We start from the raw sequence: 16,500 nt of genomic DNA on the forward strand, positions 1-16,500 counted from the left end.
CCAGGGCACGACGATGAGCGACTTCATCGTCGGCCTCACTGGCGGCATTGCCTCCGGCAAGAGCGCCCTCGCCGCCGAGTTCGAGAAGCTGGGCGCGCCGGTTGTCGACGCCGATACTGTTGCACGGCAGGTTGTCGCGCCGGGCCTCATCCTTGATGCAATCACGGCCCGTTTTGGTCGAGGCATCTTGTTGCCGGATGGCACGCTGGACCGGCAGACCTTACGCAAAATCGTCTTCGGCGATGCAGCCCAACGCAGAGCACTAGAGGCGATCACTCATCCTGCCATCCGCGCTGAGCTGCAACGCGCCGCACAGGAAGCTGTGGGCCCTTACGCCATCGTCGCAATCCCCTTGCTGACCGAAGCGGGTGGCCGAGCAACTTATTCCTGGCTGGACCGCATTCTTGTCGTCGACGTGCCGGTGGAACTTCAACACGCTCGCCTGATGCAGCGCGATGGCGGTACATCGGCACTGGCTGATCAGATGATTGCTGCCCAAGCCTCTCGCGAACAGCGGTTGGCCATCGCCGACGACATCGTCAGCAACGAGGGCAATGCGGAACTGTTAGCGCAAAGCGCTCAACGATTGGATGCGGTTTACAGAAACGCGCTTCAAGCACGTCGAAGCCAGCTCTGAGCGCCTGAAAACTCTGTATTCGAAATTCCGCTGCGGTGAATCTGCAGTCATTGCCGCCTCGCACAGCGTGCACGCCCACGCGGTGCACGGCAGGTAGAGTGTCTACGAAGTAGAGCGCGGCCGGTCGCACAGCCAGCGGGTTCCCAGCGTGCGCCTGCGCGGGCTGTGGCCGGAGCAGTTGGGGTTTTCGGTTGGCTGCAAGCTGCAGATCACGGCGCGCGAGGGCGAACTGGTGGTGACGGTGGTCGAGCGCTGAGCTGTGTTTTGGTGCGGTTGTTGGCTGAAGCCGCTGCCTTGGGGCGCTATGGGCAAGGCTGTCGCGCCCGGGTGCGCTCCTACGGGAGTGCGGGTGGTTGGTCAGCGATGGAAGGCCAGTGTGGCGATGACGCCGCGCTCCTGGCCTGGGCGCACGCTGACGCGCCAGCCGTACAGGTCGCACAGGCGGCTGACGATCGACAGGCCGATGCCGCCGCCTTGCGAGTGGCCGGCGTGGGTGCCGCGGTAGCCGCGCTGGAACAGCTTGGCGGCGTCTTCTTCGCTCAGGCCGGGGCCGGAGTCGATCACCTCGACGGCATCGGCCAATACGCGCACGCGCACTTGGCCGTCCTGGGTGTATTTGACCGCGTTGCCGATCAGGTTGCCCAGCGCCACCGACAGGGCAGATTCGGGGGCGTCGATGACCAGGTCGCGTTCGCCTTCCAGCAGCAACTCCAGTGGTTTGCCGCCGAGCTGGGCGCGGTGCGCGTCGATCAGTTGTTCGGCTACCTTGGCCACGTTGCTACTGCCCTGCCCGCGTTCGTTGCGCGAGAGCAGCAATAGCGAGCCGATCAGGTCACTACATTGCTGTTCGGCGCGCTGGATGCGCTGCAACCGCTGCAGCACCTTTTCGTCGAGATTGGGCTTGGTGAGCAGTAGTTCTGTGGCGCCGCGGATCACTGCCAGCGGGGTACGCAGTTCATGGCTGACATCGGCATTGAACTCGCGATCGCGCTGCACCACCTCGGTGAGGCGCGCGGAGTAATCGTCCAGCGCCTCGGCGAGCTGGCCCACTTCGTCATCGGGGAAATGCGCGGCCAGCGGCTTGGGCTCGCTGGTGCCGCCGCGGTAGGCGCGCAGGCGTGCGGCCAGGTCCGACACCGGGCGCATCACCTTGGACGCCGACCACCAGCCGATCAATAGCGAAAACCCGCTGAACACCAGTACCGACAGCATCAGGGTGCGCTTGAGCTGAATCTCGCCCTTGAGCGTCTGGGTCATGTCATAGGCAAGGAAGAACCACTCGCTGGGCGTCTTGCGCACAGCCAGTTTGTACGAGTACGCATTGCCGTTTTCGTCTACGCCGGAAATGGTGTGGATGCCATCGGGAAACTGGTACCACTCCGGCTGCTCGAGGCGCAGCGCTTCGAACTTGTCGCTCTTGACCACGCGCCCACGCATCTGCTGTACCGGCAGATCCGGATTGTGCAGCGGGTCGGAATAGAACCGCTGCGCGAATGCGTCGATGTTGCGGTTCATCACGTCTTCGACCAACTGATTTTCCACGCGCGCGCGTGCCCAGTTGGTGGCGAAGGCGAACAGTGTGGTCAGGCAGAAGCCCAACAACACGAACGACAGGATGATGCGGCTACGCAGGCGCCGCCGGTAGCGGCCACGCCTGCGCGCCGGGCGCGCGCTTGTGCGTTCAGGCATCAGGCGACGCGATGCGGTAGCCGATGCCGTGACGGGTCTGGATCATCGGCACGTCGAAGGGCTTGTCGACCACCGCACGCAGGCCATGGATATGCACGCGCAACGAATCCGAATCCGGCAGCTCTTCACCCCAGACGCGGGTTTCCAGCTCCTGGCGGGTGACCACGGCCGGCGAAGCTTCCATCAGCGCCTGCAGGATCTTCAGCGCGGTCGGATTGAGCTGCAGCAGCTTGCCGCGGCGGCGCACTTCCAGCGTGTCCAGGTTGTATTCCAGGTCGCCGGTTTCCAGCACGCGGGTGTGCACGCCCTTGCCGCGACGCGACAGTGCGTTGAGGCGCACTTCCACTTCCTGCAGCGCGAACGGCTTGATCAGGTAGTCGTCCGCACCGGAGTCGAAGCCGGCCAGCTTGTTGTCCAGCGAGTCGCGCGCGGTAAGCATCAGCACCGGGGTCTGCTTGCGTGCTTCGTTGCGCAGCTTGCGGCAGACTTCGATGCCGTCCATGCCGGGCAGGTTGAGATCCAGCACGATGGCGTCGAACTCGTGCACCACGGCCAGGTGCAGGCCGGTCACGCCATCGGCGGCGAAGTCCACGGTGTGCCCACGGTCTTCGAGATAATCGCCCAGGTTGGCGGCGATATCGCTGTTGTCTTCAATCACTAGAATTCGCACTGGAACCTCATTCGTTAAACTGTTTTTAGCGCTGGCGCCGAGAAATATCGTGTCATTCACAGTGGTCAGACTGCACGCCAGGCGAGCGTCATGCACTGCTTCGTACTCATCTGCACACCAGGTGCTCGCTCGCGCCAGCGTTCTGCCGGCCATCTTCGCTTGCCCTGGACAAAATTCGGGTGACGAGCTCCGGAGGGTTGCAGGTGGCTATTGGCTGGTTTGGCTGCAGCTCCTGTCGCTCCGGCTGCGCCACCAATACCGCTCCCACTCCGACCAGGCACCCCGCTACCTTAGCGCGCTGTTCCTGACTGACATCGGAGCCATTACTTGCTTGCCCCCTGTCGCTATGCCTGTGCCTTACCCGCAGCCGGCAGCGTGCCTGCGCGGTCGGCGACACCGACGTGACGCGCGCTGATCGCGCGCACGGCAGTAACACGTTCAATTGCCTCGCCATACGACCCTTCCCTGCGTCTGACCGGATTTAACAATTGGGGAATGTAGACGCGAACCTCCGGAGCAGCAAGCCATCCACAAAAAGGCCCAAGTGCGACACCGCACTTGGGCCAAAAGTTCATCCCGATCACCGTCACTGCCGAGAGCGGAGCTACGGTTGGGAGAGGCTAGCGAGCAAAGGATTAGATTTTAGTTAAATTTTCGATAAGGCCATCGAGGCGCAGATCAATGGACGGACTGCTCCAGGTGCTGGATGATCGCCGCCGCCACATCGACGCCACAGACCCCTTCCACCCCCTCCAGCCCGGGGGTGGAATTGACTTCGAGCACCAGCGGACCGCGTTTGGAGCAAATGAGGTCTACCCCGGCCACCGCCAGGCCCAGCGCGCGCGCCGAGCGTACCGCGACCTCCTGCTCCTGCTCGGTGGCCTGCGCCACCGCGGCGGTCCCGCCCAGGTGCAGGTTGGAGCGGAAGTCGCCCTCGGCCGCCTGCCGGCGCATGGCCGCAACGACCCGGTCGCCGACCACGAAGCAGCGCAGGTCCGCACCTTCGGCTTCGCCGATGAACTCCTGCACGATGAAGTTGGCATAGAGCCCACGCAGTGCCTCGACCACGCCGCGCGATGCGCTGGCCTTTTCGGTAAGGATCACCCCGGCCCCCTGGGCGCCTTCGTTCAACTTCACCACATGCGGCGGCGGGCCGAGCATGGACAACAGGTCCTGGGTATCGTCGGGGTTGTCGCCGAACACAGTGACCGGCATGTCGATGCCCTGCGCGGCCAGCAGCTGGTGTGCACGCAACTTGTCGCGCGAACGCAGGATGGCGTCGGAGGGATTGGGCGTGTAGGTGCCCATGAATTCAAGTTGGCGCAGCACCGCGGTGGCGTAGCGCGTCACCGAGGCCCCGATGCGTGGGATCACCGCATCGAACCCGGTGATCGGCTTGCCCTTGTAGTGCAGGCTGAAACCGTCGGCAGCGATGCGCATGTAGCAGCGCAGCGGGTCGAGGATGCGCACGGTGTGGCCACGCTTGCGTGCGGCTTCGATGAGCCGCCGGGTCGAGTACAACTTGCTGTTGCGCGAAAGAATGGCGATTTTCATCGCAGCAGGGACACGGCGCGGCCTGGACATGGTCGGAGTCTGATGACGAGGTGACCCAAGTCCACGCATATGCCGGTCGCGCGCGCGCAGGACGCCTATGCCCTGCTCGCGCCGCGTGACCCGGTATGCGACGGCCCCGAGGATGGAAACGCGCAAGCGTTTCGGCGGTGTTGCAGCAACGCAAACGCTGCGCAGCCTCAACCGGATCGATGCTAGCAGGGCGCGCGCGCAGCGCTCAAGCAGCACGCACCCTTCGACTCGGTCGACGGCCCGCAGCCTGCGCATTGCCGGTCGCGGCGCGTCGTGCGTCACTGCTCGCTTGCGGCTGCCATTGGTGACGCACAAGCGAGCGCCACTGCTCCACTGCGTGACAATGCCCTTGACGGCGCACGGTCTGGCGCCCGCCCTCACGCCGCACCCGTATTGCCGTAACGCGTTTTGCACAGTTGAAACCGCAATGCTTGAGCCTCCTCAATGCCGGCATGCCGGCGCACCCGAGACTCTCCATGCGACGTCCAGCAAGCGCGGCTTATGCCAACCCCTCCCGCATCCGTCAGGGGCGCCCGTTCCCCCGCGGTGCCGTCTTCGATGGCAAGGGCACCAACTTTGCGCTTTTCTCCGCGCATGCCACACGTGTGGAGCTGTGCCTGTTCGACGAACACGGCAACGAAACCCGCGTCGACCTTCCCGAATACACCAACGAAATCTGGCATGGCTACCTGCCCGATGCCAAACCCGGTCAGCGCTACGGCTACCGCGTGCATGGCCCCTACGAGCCGACCGAAGGCCATCGCTTCAACCACAACAAGCTGCTGCTCGACCCGTATGCGCGTGAACTGGAAGGTGACCTGATCTGGGCCGACGAGCTCTATGGCTACACCGTCGGCCACCCGGACGGCGACCTGAGCTTCGATGAGCGTGACAGCGCTCCGTTCATGCCCAAATGCGTGGTGGTCGAAGACACCTACGATTGGGGCGACGATGCACGCCTGCTCAAGCCGTGGAACGAGACGGTCATCTACGAAACCCACGTGCGCGGCTACACCATGCGCAACCCGCAGGTGCCCGAAGCGGTACGTGGCACGTTCGCCGGCCTGGCGCAGCCGCAGGTGTTGCAGTACATCAAGGACCTGGGCATCACCGCGGTCGAACTGCTGCCGGTGCACGCCTACCTGGACGACCAGCATCTGCTGGACAAGGGCCTGCGTAACTACTGGGGCTACAACACCATCGGCTTCTTCGCACTGAAGTCGCGCTACCTCTCCAGCGGCCATCGCGATGAATTCCGCGACATGGTCAAGGCCATGCACAAGCAAGGCCTGGAAGTGATCCTGGACGTGGTCTACAACCACACTGCAGAAGGCAGCGAGCTGGGCCCGACACTTTCGTTCAAGGGTATCGACAACGCCAGCTACTACCGCCTTGCCGAAGACAAGCGCTATTACATCAACGACACCGGCACCGGCAATACGCTGAATCTGAGCAATTCGCGGGTGATCCAGTTCGTCAACGATTCGCTGCGCTACTGGGCCGGCGAGATGCACGTGGACGGCTTCCGTTTCGACCTGGCCACCATTCTTGGCCGCGAGCCAAGCGGCTTCGACCAACGTGGTGGCTTCCTGGATGCCTGTAATCAGGATCCGCTGCTGTCGGAGGTCAAGCTGATTGCCGAGCCGTGGGACTGTGGCCCGGGCGGGTACCAGGTAGGCCACTTCCCGCCGGGCTGGTCGGAGTGGAACGACAAGTTCCGCGACAACGCACGCGAATTCTGGAAAGGCGAAGACGGCAAGCTGGCCGAGTTTGCCACCCGCTTCACCGGCTCGGCCGACCTGTTCGACCGCCGGGGTCGCCGCCCGTGGGCGTCGGTGAACTTCATTACCGCGCATGACGGCTTCACCTTGCGCGACCTGGTCAGCTACAACGAGAAGCACAACATCGACAACGGCGAAGACAATCGCGACGGCTCGTCCAACGATGGCTCGTGCAACTACGGCGAAGAAGGCGAGACCGACAACGCCGACATCCTGCAGATCCGCGAGCGGCAGATGAAGAATCTGCTGGCTACGCTGCTGTTGTCGCAGGGCACGCCGATGATGCTGGCCGGCGACGAGCGTGCGCAGTCGCAAGGCGGCAACAACAACACGTATTGCCAGGACAATGAAATCACCTGGCTGGACTGGGAAAACGATCCGACCGACGGCCGTCTTACCGACTTCGTCAAGGCATTGACCCGGCTGCGCAAGCGCTACCCGATCCTGTCGCGCGGCCGTTTTCTCAACGGGCAGTACAACGAAGAAGCCGGCCTGCGCGATCTCACCTGGCTCAATCCGGGCGGCACCGAGATGGAGGATGCGCACTGGACCGACGCAGGCGCGCGTTCGGTCGGTTTGCTCCTGGAAGGCAAGGCGCAGACCTCCGGCGTCAAGGAGTTGGCCAACGACGACACCTTGTTGATCGTGATCAATGCCTACCACGAGGGCGTGACCTTCACCCTGCCCTCCACCGATGAGCCGGTGCACTGGAAGCTGGTGCTGTCGACCGACGAAGCGCTGGAGGTGGACATGATGCCGGCAGGCGCCAGCGAATTCCTGGCGCCGCCGCGCAGCGTGTCGGTGTTCGAGTGCAAGAGCGACCAGTAAAGCGCGCTTGCTGATGTGGCTCGCTGTCTGCCGGGAGGTGGGCAGCGAGCTTTTTTATGTGCAGGGAACGGTCATACGGCGTTGAAGTTGGTCGGGTAACTGCTCACGCACGATCCAACGTTGGTCATCCGGCTTTCGAACCTGGCCAAAGCAGCATTGCCAGGCCGCGCATCATCGATGCGCGCATGGTGTGCGCTCCAATTCATGCGCTGATGCAATCGCCAAGCCACTTCCCCAGCGCCGATGAGGCAACCTGCGTATTGCGTAACGACATGCACCGGACCAACGGTGGAGGCCACAGCAAGCCAGAACGTGTTCGACGAATCCGCTATCCGGTTGACTGAAGACTCAACCCGGATACAGCGGAAAACGCTTGTCCGGATGCTTGGACTTCCATTCCTTGTAGGAACTGGTGCCTTCCCACGCCTTGAACGCCCGCGGGGTGCGGCCACGCCCGGACCAGGTCTCGCCCGAGTGCGGAAGCCAGTATTTGGCGGCCACTTCACCGGTGGAGGTCAGCGGCCCCTTGGACTTGCCGGTCATGGCCAGCGAGGCGATCTGGGATTTCTGCTTTGCATTGAACCGGCTGCCGAACTGGGTCAGCACCTCGACCACCTGGTCGAAGGCTTCCAGGGTCTGGGCATACTTGAGCTGAGCTTCTTCCTGCTCAAGCTTGCGCAACTCTTCCAGCAATTGGGCTTTGGCGGCAGCTGAGGATGAAGCGGGCGGAACCTGGCGCATTGACAAAAACTGAGGTTAGGCGGGTCAACGAGTATTGCCGCTATGCCGTCCAGCGTAAAGCGCCCGGCCCTTTCCGGGTCGACTTGCGCTCAGCCATGCCGCAGCAAGGCGTGTTCACGGGCCATGGTCAGCACCGGCCCGATGCGTCCGGCGCGAATCAGCTCGCTGCAATGCTTGCCGACAAACTCCACCCGGGGGGCGGTGAACCATTGCACCACCCGGTCCAGCTGACCGGCGTTGATCGACCACGCGTGGCAGACCGTTTCGCCCAATTCTTCCACCCCGATCAGTCCCATGTGGCGAATCTGTTCGGGGTCGAGCTTGAACATTTCGAGCACCTTGCCGGCAGTGTCAGGCGTGCCCGGGATGCTGGCCTTCGCCGGCAGGCCCGGGCGATGGGCGATCGAGGCCGCCTGCGCGGATTCGGCGCGACGCATGCCCTTGATCAGCGCACCAACCAGCTGTGAATGAGTCGTTGTCATGATGACCGCCAAATGATGGGGACACTATGGCTGCCAGCCCGCGCTTGCTCAATCAGGAGCTTCCTGACTGCCAGGAAGGAAATGACGAAGCTGTAGTGCCATTTTCACCGGGAAAACCGCCTGCAATCGTCGTCATTGCAACTCGTTCGACGGGATGTGCGATACACGCATCATGCCCGGATGGCGCAACGCCGGGCCACAACGCAGCGACCCGCTCGCAGGGGAAAGCGCACCAGCACGATCCGCGCGCAGCTCTGCCAGCGCCATCGCCGCCCAGTGCGCATGGACAGGCCACGGGCACCCGAACCTCGAAGGACCAAAGGTGCCGCCAATCTGCCCCCTACGTGACCGCGGCGCACATCTTCGCTGCGCCCGACCTCAGCCCTGGAGGATCTTTTCGATCTCCTTCAAGGTGCGCTCGTAGGAGGCGCGCTCGGCTGCGCTCAGAAAACCCTGCTGACGGACACGCTTGGGAACCTCCACCGCCATCTTCGATAGTTGCGCGTTCATGGTTTTTGCCTGACGCCCGGTAATCGCGTTGCTCTTGCGCGCATCTGTAATCGCGCTCTGCAAGGTCTCGACACGCTCGGCAAAATACAGCTGTTGCGCGCGATTGACGCGCCAGTGATCGCTGGCGTAGTCCGCCTCCAGACCGCTCCCGCGAACCGATTGGATGAATGCCTGATCGGCGGTGAAGGTTCCACTCAAGGCCTGTACGCGCTTGTCCTGCAGCAGCGACGGATCCACCTCCACCGCGCATCCCGTCTGGTGGGCCAGATCCTGCAATCGTTCGTCCAGCCGCTGCGCCGACAGCGCAAGCGTGAACGGCCCAGGCTGACAGGCAGCCATGACCGGCCCGGCACACATAACAGCACCCACTGCAATGACGATCGAGGACAAGCGACGGCGAACAGCAGACATGACAGCACCCGAAACACACAGACATCCGTGCGAGGCCAACGCTAGACGCTCGACTCCGAACGGAACCGGAATCAACCGCGCCCCACCGCCATGGTGCGGAGATCGCCAATGACCTGGTTGGCCTGCGCCGACGCGCTGCTCAGGCCGGGAGGCCCGACCACTCAGCTTCCGGACGCACACTGCCTCAAGCCACTCGCCAGATGCCCCGATCCATGCCGGACGAAATCCTGTGCTCCCGGACTTACGCGATACACCAGGCGGCAATGGCAGCCTGGCCCGCGAGTACGTCGGACAAGGACGCCCACACGTTCCGATGACTCCTTGCAAGAGTCTCGGTGACGTCAGCCACAGCTCGACCATGCAGCGTGCAGCGCACGCCTACGTCGGTGGCAACCAAAGATCTTCAAGGGAATGTCGATGACCCAACCACACGCCATTGCGGCAGTGGAGCGGGCGATGGGAACAGAATCCTCCCGCGCCAACCAATTGATTTTCCTAACTTATCCCGAGATGGGGTGATCCAAAAATGATACCCCGCGTGATACCCGATCATAGCCAAGCGAGCGGCAGCGCTTCAAGGCCCTGGGCCCGCGAACCTTGGACTTCTTGGGGACCGGTTAGGCCCCGAAGAGAGGGTAGCCGCCCGGTCTCCCAAGCCTGGTAGGCGCGTCTCCTCCAGCAATGCAGAACCCACTATTTCCCAGCTGACCAGGAGAGCGACGCCGCTTTACCTATCAGCATTGGGCATACTAAAAATGAAAGCCTCCCTCGTATTCAAATTTGTGAAATAAGCCCACAAGCGAGCTCTTGCGCAGCCAGGAATTGTTGATTGGATGAGGACTTCCCCACACGCAGGAGTTTTCATGACCACCAACCCCCAACAACTTGAGATCGCCGGCCACTTGCTCGCCGGGCTGATGAGCCAGACCCTCTCCGACGAGCCACTGGTGCGCCAAAAAAATGTTTGCAATGCCTGGGCGTCCGCCGGCGAACTGATCGTCTACAGCCAGAAGAAGCCACCAAGTGGGAGCGCCGCCGCCCAATCCTTGGAGCATGCCCCGCCCCAGCCATCCCAGGCTGTGCGCACCCGGGAGGCCGTCATCGTTCGGGAGCTCCCATCGATAGACGAATGGCGCGCAGGCCGGACGCCCAAAGACTCCCAGCTGGATCCAGTGCGCAGCAAGAAGCGCCCGACCCTCCACTGAGCCGGCCAAGCGCCCGCAAACATTGAGCCCCGCAGTGCGGGGCTCTTTGGTTTCAGTGGAGGCGCGGCGGTTTGGGAACGTAGACAGGTGCAGGGGCAGGAGGGGCGGAGACGGCATGGCTTGGACCGGGCCCATCCTGCTTGGGTGCCATGTCGAGCTGGAGGGAATAGCGCTGGAGCATGTCTTGGCTCCACACCTCCAGGTGCGCCGCGCTGGCCGACGCCTCTCTCTCGCAGAGGGCTTGCTCCTCCGGGGTCACCCGAGCCCTTGCATCGGCCAGCTCTGCGGTCCGGCTTTCCAAGGTGCTCAACCGGCGCCCACGCCGCTGCGTCCACTCCCCCTGCATCCACGATGGACCCGGCTCGGGATTGTTCGCCAAAAAGTCGTGCCACGCGTTCTCGGCCATGTGGTGCAGCTTCTCGGCTCGGCGCACCGCCAATAGCCTCCGGGCGAACTTCATGGCGGCGGCCTTGAAGCGCCGCAGTCGACGGAGCAACTCGTTGAGGTCCGGGCGTAGCCGGGCCTCTTCGGCGAAGGCAGCCACGTGTTCCCTGATCCACTGAAGCAAGGTCAGTGTGGCCTGGAGCGTCTGAGCCAAGCGGGGATCCGCTTGAACAACGACTCCCCATTCGTCGCTGGCCTCCTCCGCGAGCTCGGAGACCGAACGTGGCTCGCGCGACGGCTTGGCCTCCTCCGCCTCCATCAGTCCCAGCCCACGGGCGATGGGCGCCATGCTGCTCGACATCTCGATGTGCCCCGCCCCGCGGCCCAATGGCAGAGAGATAGCGTCGGAAGGGCGGCGAGCCTCGCGCTCGGCCTGGGCCTGGCTGTGACCGTCGGGCACCGGCATGGCGCGCCCTTCTTTTTCGAACGCCGCAATCAGCTTCTTAAACGTCGTCTCGTTGGTTTCTTCGATTCGACGGTTTGCGTCCGAACGCTCCGACGGCTGGCCCCGTCGAGCCAGCGCGGTGCCGTTTTTGCCGACGTGCTGGGTCGGCTCGCGGGACAGCATGGCAGCCGCGGCTAGGTCGCCACGCGCCAAGGCGTCACTTGCCTGTGCTTCCAGGCTGCGATGGTCCACCCGAATCTCAAGCGCGGCTTTCTCGAGGTGGGCGTTGATAATGGAGGCAATGAGTTCGCGCACCCACTGCACCTCGACACGTCCCGACGGCCCGCCGTCCAGTTCCTTGGTTTTGTCCGTGAGACCGTCTGGCCCCATGCGCCGAGTCGTTGCCAGGACGTGGACATGCCAGTTCAAGCCGTCCTTGCTGCCTGGGCTGTGGATGCTCGCTTGGGCCGCGAACCCGTAGCGACCGACCAGCGCACGGGTGACTTCCACGGCCAAGTCGGAACGCTGGAGGTCATCGAGTTCGTGGGGCAAGGCAAATTCAAACTCGCGCGCAACCGTGGAGTCTTTGCGGCGCTCAGCCGCCTCCGCCGCCGGCCAGAGCTGGGCGGGGACCAGGGCCCAGTCGGGTGCGCCTTCGGGTGCGATGCAGCGCGTTTCGACCACGCCGTCCCGGCGGCGGTAGTCGTGGCGCATGCCAGTGATGGCGTCCTCAAGCAGCAGGCCGGCGCGGTAAGCGGCCGCTGCGATCGAGGAATGCCCTTTGGCGCGACTGAAGGTTTTGACGTTGGCGTGGTAGATGGCCATGAAGCATGGGTCCCGAAGCGGTTGAGTTCGCTTCGTTTATGCCGTGGATTCAGATTTTCGCAAGGGCTGAAAGCACTTGGGGTTCAAGGGGCGAAGACCCTTGCGCACGTGTCACGCAGTGACACCTAGGTGCGCTCTTGCTTCTTTCTTTCAAGCCTCGTTTTTCAGCTTTTTTGATTCTCGGGGCGGACGAAATTCGAGACCAGCCCAACGCTTGACGCAAGCCGTTTTCCTGGTTGACTCATTTCCACCAGGCAGGAGAAACGCATGACCGCAACGAATCACTACCGAGACCAAATCCAAAGAGCCACGGAACGCTTGGCTCAGCATCAAGCGCGCGAGCTTTTAGCGCAACAGCGCCAAGCGGTGAAGGCCAAGGAGATGCAACGCCGCGAAGAAGCCAAGCGACGCACGCGGGTGGCAGAGCTCGTGTTTCTTGCGGGAGCAGAATCCCTGGAGGATGCCGAGTTGGTGGGTGCGCTTTTGGCCCACGTAGGAAATCGGAGTGACGCGGCAATCCGTAACCAAGCGAGCTCCCTCGGCGCGTTGCGAATGGAAATCTCGAACGCCGAAGAAGGTCACAGCACGCATTGAGCCTGCTCGCCTGCCCTGCCCATCGCGCGTCGAAGGGTTGCAGACGCACTTGTATCGCAGGAAGACGAATGGGGTTGTGCGGCTGCCTGCGTGGCATCGATCTTGGACATCCCATACCAGCGGGCAAAGCGCTTACTGGAGAAGGAAAAATCGGGCGGAATAGACGACCACCCGGAAGGCTTTGAGATAGACGAGATAGCCAATGCTCTTTACAAGAAAGGCGTAAAGGTCGTTGCAGACTGGAACCCTCCCGCGAAGCTGCCCAGTGGCACCATCGTGTGTATCCATAGCCGGGGCAGATATAAGAGCTATCACTACCTGCTCAAGGTTCCAGGCGGCTACATGGACCCTTGGTTCGACTTGAAAGATGGAGTCATGGAAGCGCAACTGCGCGCGGAACTACCCAAAGGGACCAAGCTTGTAGTGGCCCTTATTCCGAGCAAGAAATAAGGCTCTTAAGAGGAGCCGTGGCTTGGTGGATGTGAACCTTGAGGGCGGCAGCACGGGACTGCCGCTGTCGTCTGCTTCTAGGGACAGGTATGAGGGGGCGGGCTATGCCCACCCCCTACTGGCCAGGCTGACGTGCTGCCGTCCACCGATGACCAGGTGGTCGAGGATCCGGATGTCCATGAGGCCGAGGGCTTCCTGAAGACGCTGAGTGACCTTACGGTCTGCTTCGCTCGGCTCCGGAGTGCCCGAAGGGTGGTTGTGAAACAAGATGAGCGCGACCGCGTTGAGCTCCAGCGCGCGCTTGGCAACGACTCGGGGATGAACTTCGCAGCCGTCGATGGTACCGCTGAAGAGATGCTCGGTGGCCAGGATGTGGTGCTTATTGTCGAGGAAGACGACGCCGAAGATTTCGTGGCTCAAATGTGCGCAGCGGGCCACTAGGTAGCTGCCGGCTTGGTCGGGGCTGTGAATGCGGCCTTGGCGTTGAAGGCGCTGTTCCAGGATGGTCGCGGCGGCGAGCAAGATGCCCTCCTCGTCCATCTGAAGTTGATATTGAGGCTTCAGGTCTTGGGTGCGCTTCATCGGTTTGTCTCCACCGGCGCGACAGGCGCCTCGTGGGAACCGACAGGCGAAGCGTCCGGCCCTACCGCACCCGAGAGCGAGCACCGCGCAAGCGGCGCACAGCGAAGGGCCGCAACAAAGCGTCAGCGTCGAGAAGGAGGCCTGTCCTTGCGGATAGGGACAGCGAAGCTAGGATTCCCTTCAAGAGGCCCAGCGCTGGTAGAGATGAAATGCGCTGAAACCCAACCCAAGCAGCAGTACCGACCCCAGTGGACAGGAGGACGGCAGGAGTTCTCGGCCAATGAGCTGATGGGTCAGCGCCCTGAGGACTTGGCCTTTGCGCGTTGAATTTGCGGCGCGTTTGCGTGCCTGAGGCAAACTGGACGCATGGATATGATTCGGACCTACCATCCTGACGACTTCAACGCCTGCCTGGCGCTGTTCGATGGCAACGTGCCGGCGTTCTTCAGCGCGGAGGAACGCCCTGGCTTCGTGCGATTTCTAATGCACCATGCTGCCGCTTGGCACTACCAAGTCATTGGACGTGCGGGCGAAGTGATTGCATGCGCGGGCTACTCAATCAGCACGGATGGGAAGACGGCCAGCCTCTGCTGGGGCATGGTCCACTCGAAGCTGCAGCGACAAGGGCTGGGGACAATGCTGCTCTTGGCTCGGCTGGAAGCCTTGCGCCTGAGGCAGGACATCAAACAAGTCGTGTTGGACACCAGCCAACACACCCAGGCCTTCTACGCTCGCTTCGGCTTTGTCGTGAAGCGAGTAGTGCCAGAAGGCTATGGTGCGGGCTTGGACCGGTGGGATATGGCACTCAACCTAAAGGCACCGGCATAGCGCTGCTCAGACGATCTGTAGGATGAGCAGCTATTAGTCCAGCTCCGCACAAAGGGCGCTTCGTGAATCACCAAGTGTCCCACTCCAGGCATCAGGAATTTCTAAGCCAGCAGCATCGCTTCCATCCTCATAAAATTAAATAAAACTAACAATAATAGGCTAACATTTAATATATATTCATCTTAAATGCGCATTCTCAACACTGTTTAGTTAGCTTATTTAATGCAAACAGTACGCAATTGACTGCGATAAATCGATACAAATTCTCTTGAAACCCTTGGCTTACAAGGCTTCTCACCGGATAACGAATTGGCGGACCCGGGAAGCACTCCATTGGGAATATCCCAACACCTAAGGACTGCGCCGCCGCCGCAAATTTTTGTATCGACCCCGTTGACGAATTTTCGTCCTGTCATATCCCTACTTCCATCTCCGATGGAAGTGACCCATGACCGCTCTACCCTCCGCAGCACTCAACGATTACATCGCTTCGCCCTTCGGCCTCCTGCATTTGGAAGGCATCCACGTTGGACGGTTTCGCATCGACCGCGCCATCGTCCGCGGCCGGGAAGCCGCCATCAATCTCCAAGAATGCATCCTCGCCGCGCTCGACGAAACCGGGCGGAAGAGCGGCCTGAAGAACAACACACGCTATCCCGCCCAGCTCCCTATGGGCACCCCGTCGCGCCCTCTGGCCAAGGAGATCGAGGATCACCTGGAGGACATGCGTCGCCGCCAGCTTGACCCGAAGACCGTCCAGTCCACCGAGCGCACCTTGAAGCTGCTCCTTTTGACCTGCGGCAACATCTCCGCGGCTCGAGTGGACTATCACCACATCCAAGCGCTCTGGACGCTGCTGCGTTGGGCTCCGAGGAACCTGGTGTCGGATCCGCTGCTCAAGGACCTCACCTTCGACGAAGCCATCGCCATGGGGAAAGCGCAGGACGTGCCACCGCGGGCGCCTGCCACTGAGGAGCGTCATCGCCGGTTCCTCGTCGCTTTCTTCAACCACCTGGTCAACGGACAGGCCATCGTTTCTTCGCCCATGAAAGCCTTCCGGAAGATCAAGCAGGACGACACCATCGATCCAGAGAAGGCCATCCGGCTGTTCGAGGACGAAGACCTGCAGGCTATTTTCGACCCCGAGACATTCATCTCCTGGGCAAAGAAACCCCAGTATTGGTGGGCGCCGATGCTAGGCTTGTATACCGGTGCCAGGGTCAACGAAGTCTGCCAGCTGAAGTTGACCGACATCATTGAGGAACGCGGGGTCTGGTGCATCGCTTTCCAGAAGACGTTGGACCACGACTTGGCCGCGGACCCGAAACGCCGGCGGCGCAGCCGGCAAAGCATGAAGGGCGCGGGCTGCATGCGCATCGTCCCCATCGCCAAGCCGCTATTGGAAGCAGGATTCCTGGAATTCGTGGAAGACATGAAAGCCACCGGCCATCCCCGACTGTTCCCGCTGCTTTCCGCTGGTGTGAACCGCAGGACAGGCGAAACCAATGCGCGTTACAGCCAGCAGTTCGTGGTGGACTTTGGCCGCTACCTGAAGACCCTTGGGTTCGAGAAAGGAATCGGCTTCCATGCCTTCCGCCACACCTTGGCCACCGAACTCGATGCAATCGACGTCCCCGAGAAGGAGATTGCCATGGTCACGGGCCACAGCACCGATCCCCGCGAACGGGTTCCAGTGCTGCGCAAGCACTACTTACACAAGCGATCGCAGGCGACGCGCAGCAAGCAGATCAGCGCACTGGAACTGTATCAGCCCAACGTGGAGCTGCCGCGCTACCAGCGGGGGCAGTTTGCCACTTGCTTGGCTGATCCGAGCAAGTTCTACCCGTAGCCGCG

The 16,500-nt window shown here is 62.2% G+C and carries 15 protein-coding genes and 1 pseudogene; 8 read left to right on the plus strand and 8 right to left on the minus strand.

Translation table 11 applies throughout. The annotated features are described in order from the left end of the window. Positions 1-13 precede the first annotated feature (13 nt). Both coaE and ACCQ12_RS15005 read left to right on the plus strand, forming a co-directional pair. Complete coding sequence (gene coaE / locus ACCQ12_RS15000) at positions 14-637, plus strand: dephospho-CoA kinase (RefSeq protein WP_372382098.1); 624 nt, start codon at positions 14-16, stop codon at positions 635-637. A gap of 47 nt (positions 638-684) precedes the next feature. After that, a pseudogene (locus ACCQ12_RS15005) lies at positions 685-893 on the plus strand (SymE family type I addiction module toxin); the annotation flags it as partial. Between the two features lie 101 nt (positions 894-994). On the opposite strand, the gene ACCQ12_RS15010 reads toward ACCQ12_RS15005, so the two are convergent. The 3 genes from ACCQ12_RS15010 to rimK form a co-directional block, all read right to left on the minus strand. Next, positions 995-2,326, minus strand: coding sequence for a sensor histidine kinase (locus ACCQ12_RS15010; RefSeq protein WP_166744818.1), 1,332 nt, complete (start codon positions 2,324-2,326; stop codon positions 995-997). After that, positions 2,319-2,996: a response regulator transcription factor gene (locus tag ACCQ12_RS15015; RefSeq protein ID WP_003490678.1), complete on the minus strand. Its 678-nt coding sequence runs from the start codon at positions 2,994-2,996 to the stop codon at positions 2,319-2,321. The genes ACCQ12_RS15010 and ACCQ12_RS15015 overlap by 8 nt, the downstream gene beginning before the upstream one ends. A 678-nt stretch (positions 2,997-3,674) precedes the next feature. After that, entirely contained in the window at positions 3,675-4,550 is an 876-nt protein-coding gene (gene rimK / locus ACCQ12_RS15020; RefSeq protein WP_506191665.1) for a 30S ribosomal protein S6--L-glutamate ligase, read from the minus strand. A 506-nt stretch (positions 4,551-5,056) separates the two neighbouring features. Between rimK and glgX the strand changes: the two genes are divergently transcribed. Next, positions 5,057-7,189: a glycogen debranching protein GlgX gene (gene glgX / locus ACCQ12_RS15025; RefSeq protein WP_047693009.1), complete on the plus strand. Its 2,133-nt coding sequence runs from the start codon at positions 5,057-5,059 to the stop codon at positions 7,187-7,189. 348 nt (positions 7,190-7,537) lie between these two features. Here the strand turns inward: glgX and ACCQ12_RS15030 are convergent, their stop codons facing one another. The 3 genes from ACCQ12_RS15030 to ACCQ12_RS15040 form a co-directional block, all read right to left on the minus strand. Beyond that, positions 7,538-7,930 carry an H-NS histone family protein gene (locus ACCQ12_RS15030; RefSeq protein ID WP_047693010.1) on the minus strand — a complete coding sequence of 131 codons (393 nt, stop codon included), beginning with the start codon at positions 7,928-7,930 and terminating at the stop codon, positions 7,538-7,540. Positions 7,931-8,019: 89 nt separating this feature from the next. Beyond that, the gene (locus ACCQ12_RS15035) at positions 8,020-8,412 is read right to left on the minus strand and encodes a hypothetical protein (RefSeq protein WP_047693099.1); all 393 of its coding nucleotides are present in this window, start codon (positions 8,410-8,412) and stop codon (positions 8,020-8,022) included. Between the two features lie 378 nt (positions 8,413-8,790). Beyond that, complete coding sequence (locus ACCQ12_RS15040) at positions 8,791-9,408, minus strand: STN domain-containing protein (protein ID WP_372382099.1); 618 nt, start codon at positions 9,406-9,408, stop codon at positions 8,791-8,793. Between the two features lie 788 nt (positions 9,409-10,196). On the opposite strand from ACCQ12_RS15040, the gene ACCQ12_RS15045 reads away from it, so the two are divergent. Continuing rightward, a complete protein-coding gene (locus tag ACCQ12_RS15045; RefSeq protein ID WP_372382100.1) occupies positions 10,197-10,538 on the plus strand; it encodes a hypothetical protein in 342 nt (113 codons plus the stop codon). 52 nt (positions 10,539-10,590) lie between these two features. Here ACCQ12_RS15045 and ACCQ12_RS15050 read toward each other — a convergent pair whose 3' ends face one another. Next, positions 10,591-12,192, minus strand: coding sequence for a MobA/MobL family protein (locus ACCQ12_RS15050; RefSeq protein ID WP_372382101.1), 1,602 nt, complete (start codon positions 12,190-12,192; stop codon positions 10,591-10,593). 267 nt (positions 12,193-12,459) lie between these two features. Between ACCQ12_RS15050 and ACCQ12_RS15055 the strand changes: the two genes are divergently transcribed. Then, on the plus strand, positions 12,460-12,786 hold the full coding sequence (locus ACCQ12_RS15055; RefSeq protein WP_104579937.1) for a hypothetical protein: 327 nt from the start codon (positions 12,460-12,462) through the stop codon (positions 12,784-12,786). Positions 12,787-12,888: 102 nt separating this feature from the next. Next, the gene (locus ACCQ12_RS15060) at positions 12,889-13,236 is read left to right on the plus strand and encodes a hypothetical protein (protein WP_372382102.1); all 348 of its coding nucleotides are present in this window, start codon (positions 12,889-12,891) and stop codon (positions 13,234-13,236) included. A gap of 102 nt (positions 13,237-13,338) precedes the next feature. Here the strand turns inward: ACCQ12_RS15060 and ACCQ12_RS15065 are convergent, their stop codons facing one another. Beyond that, the gene (locus ACCQ12_RS15065) at positions 13,339-13,818 is read right to left on the minus strand and encodes a JAB domain-containing protein (RefSeq protein ID WP_372382103.1); all 480 of its coding nucleotides are present in this window, start codon (positions 13,816-13,818) and stop codon (positions 13,339-13,341) included. Positions 13,819-14,184: 366 nt separating this feature from the next. Here ACCQ12_RS15065 and ACCQ12_RS15070 point away from each other — a divergent pair, with 366 nt between their 5' ends. Continuing rightward, positions 14,185-14,646, plus strand: a complete 462-nt coding sequence (locus ACCQ12_RS15070) for a GNAT family N-acetyltransferase (RefSeq protein ID WP_372382104.1) — start codon at positions 14,185-14,187, stop codon at positions 14,644-14,646. A gap of 448 nt (positions 14,647-15,094) precedes the next feature. Beyond that, complete coding sequence (locus ACCQ12_RS15075; RefSeq protein WP_372382105.1) at positions 15,095-16,495, plus strand: site-specific integrase; 1,401 nt, start codon at positions 15,095-15,097, stop codon at positions 16,493-16,495. The last annotated feature ends 5 nt before the right edge of the window (positions 16,496-16,500 follow it).

It is taken from the genome of Xanthomonas sp. NCPPB 1068 (assembly GCF_041479385.2).
Taxonomy (GTDB): domain Bacteria; phylum Pseudomonadota; class Gammaproteobacteria; order Xanthomonadales; family Xanthomonadaceae; genus Xanthomonas; species Xanthomonas cannabis.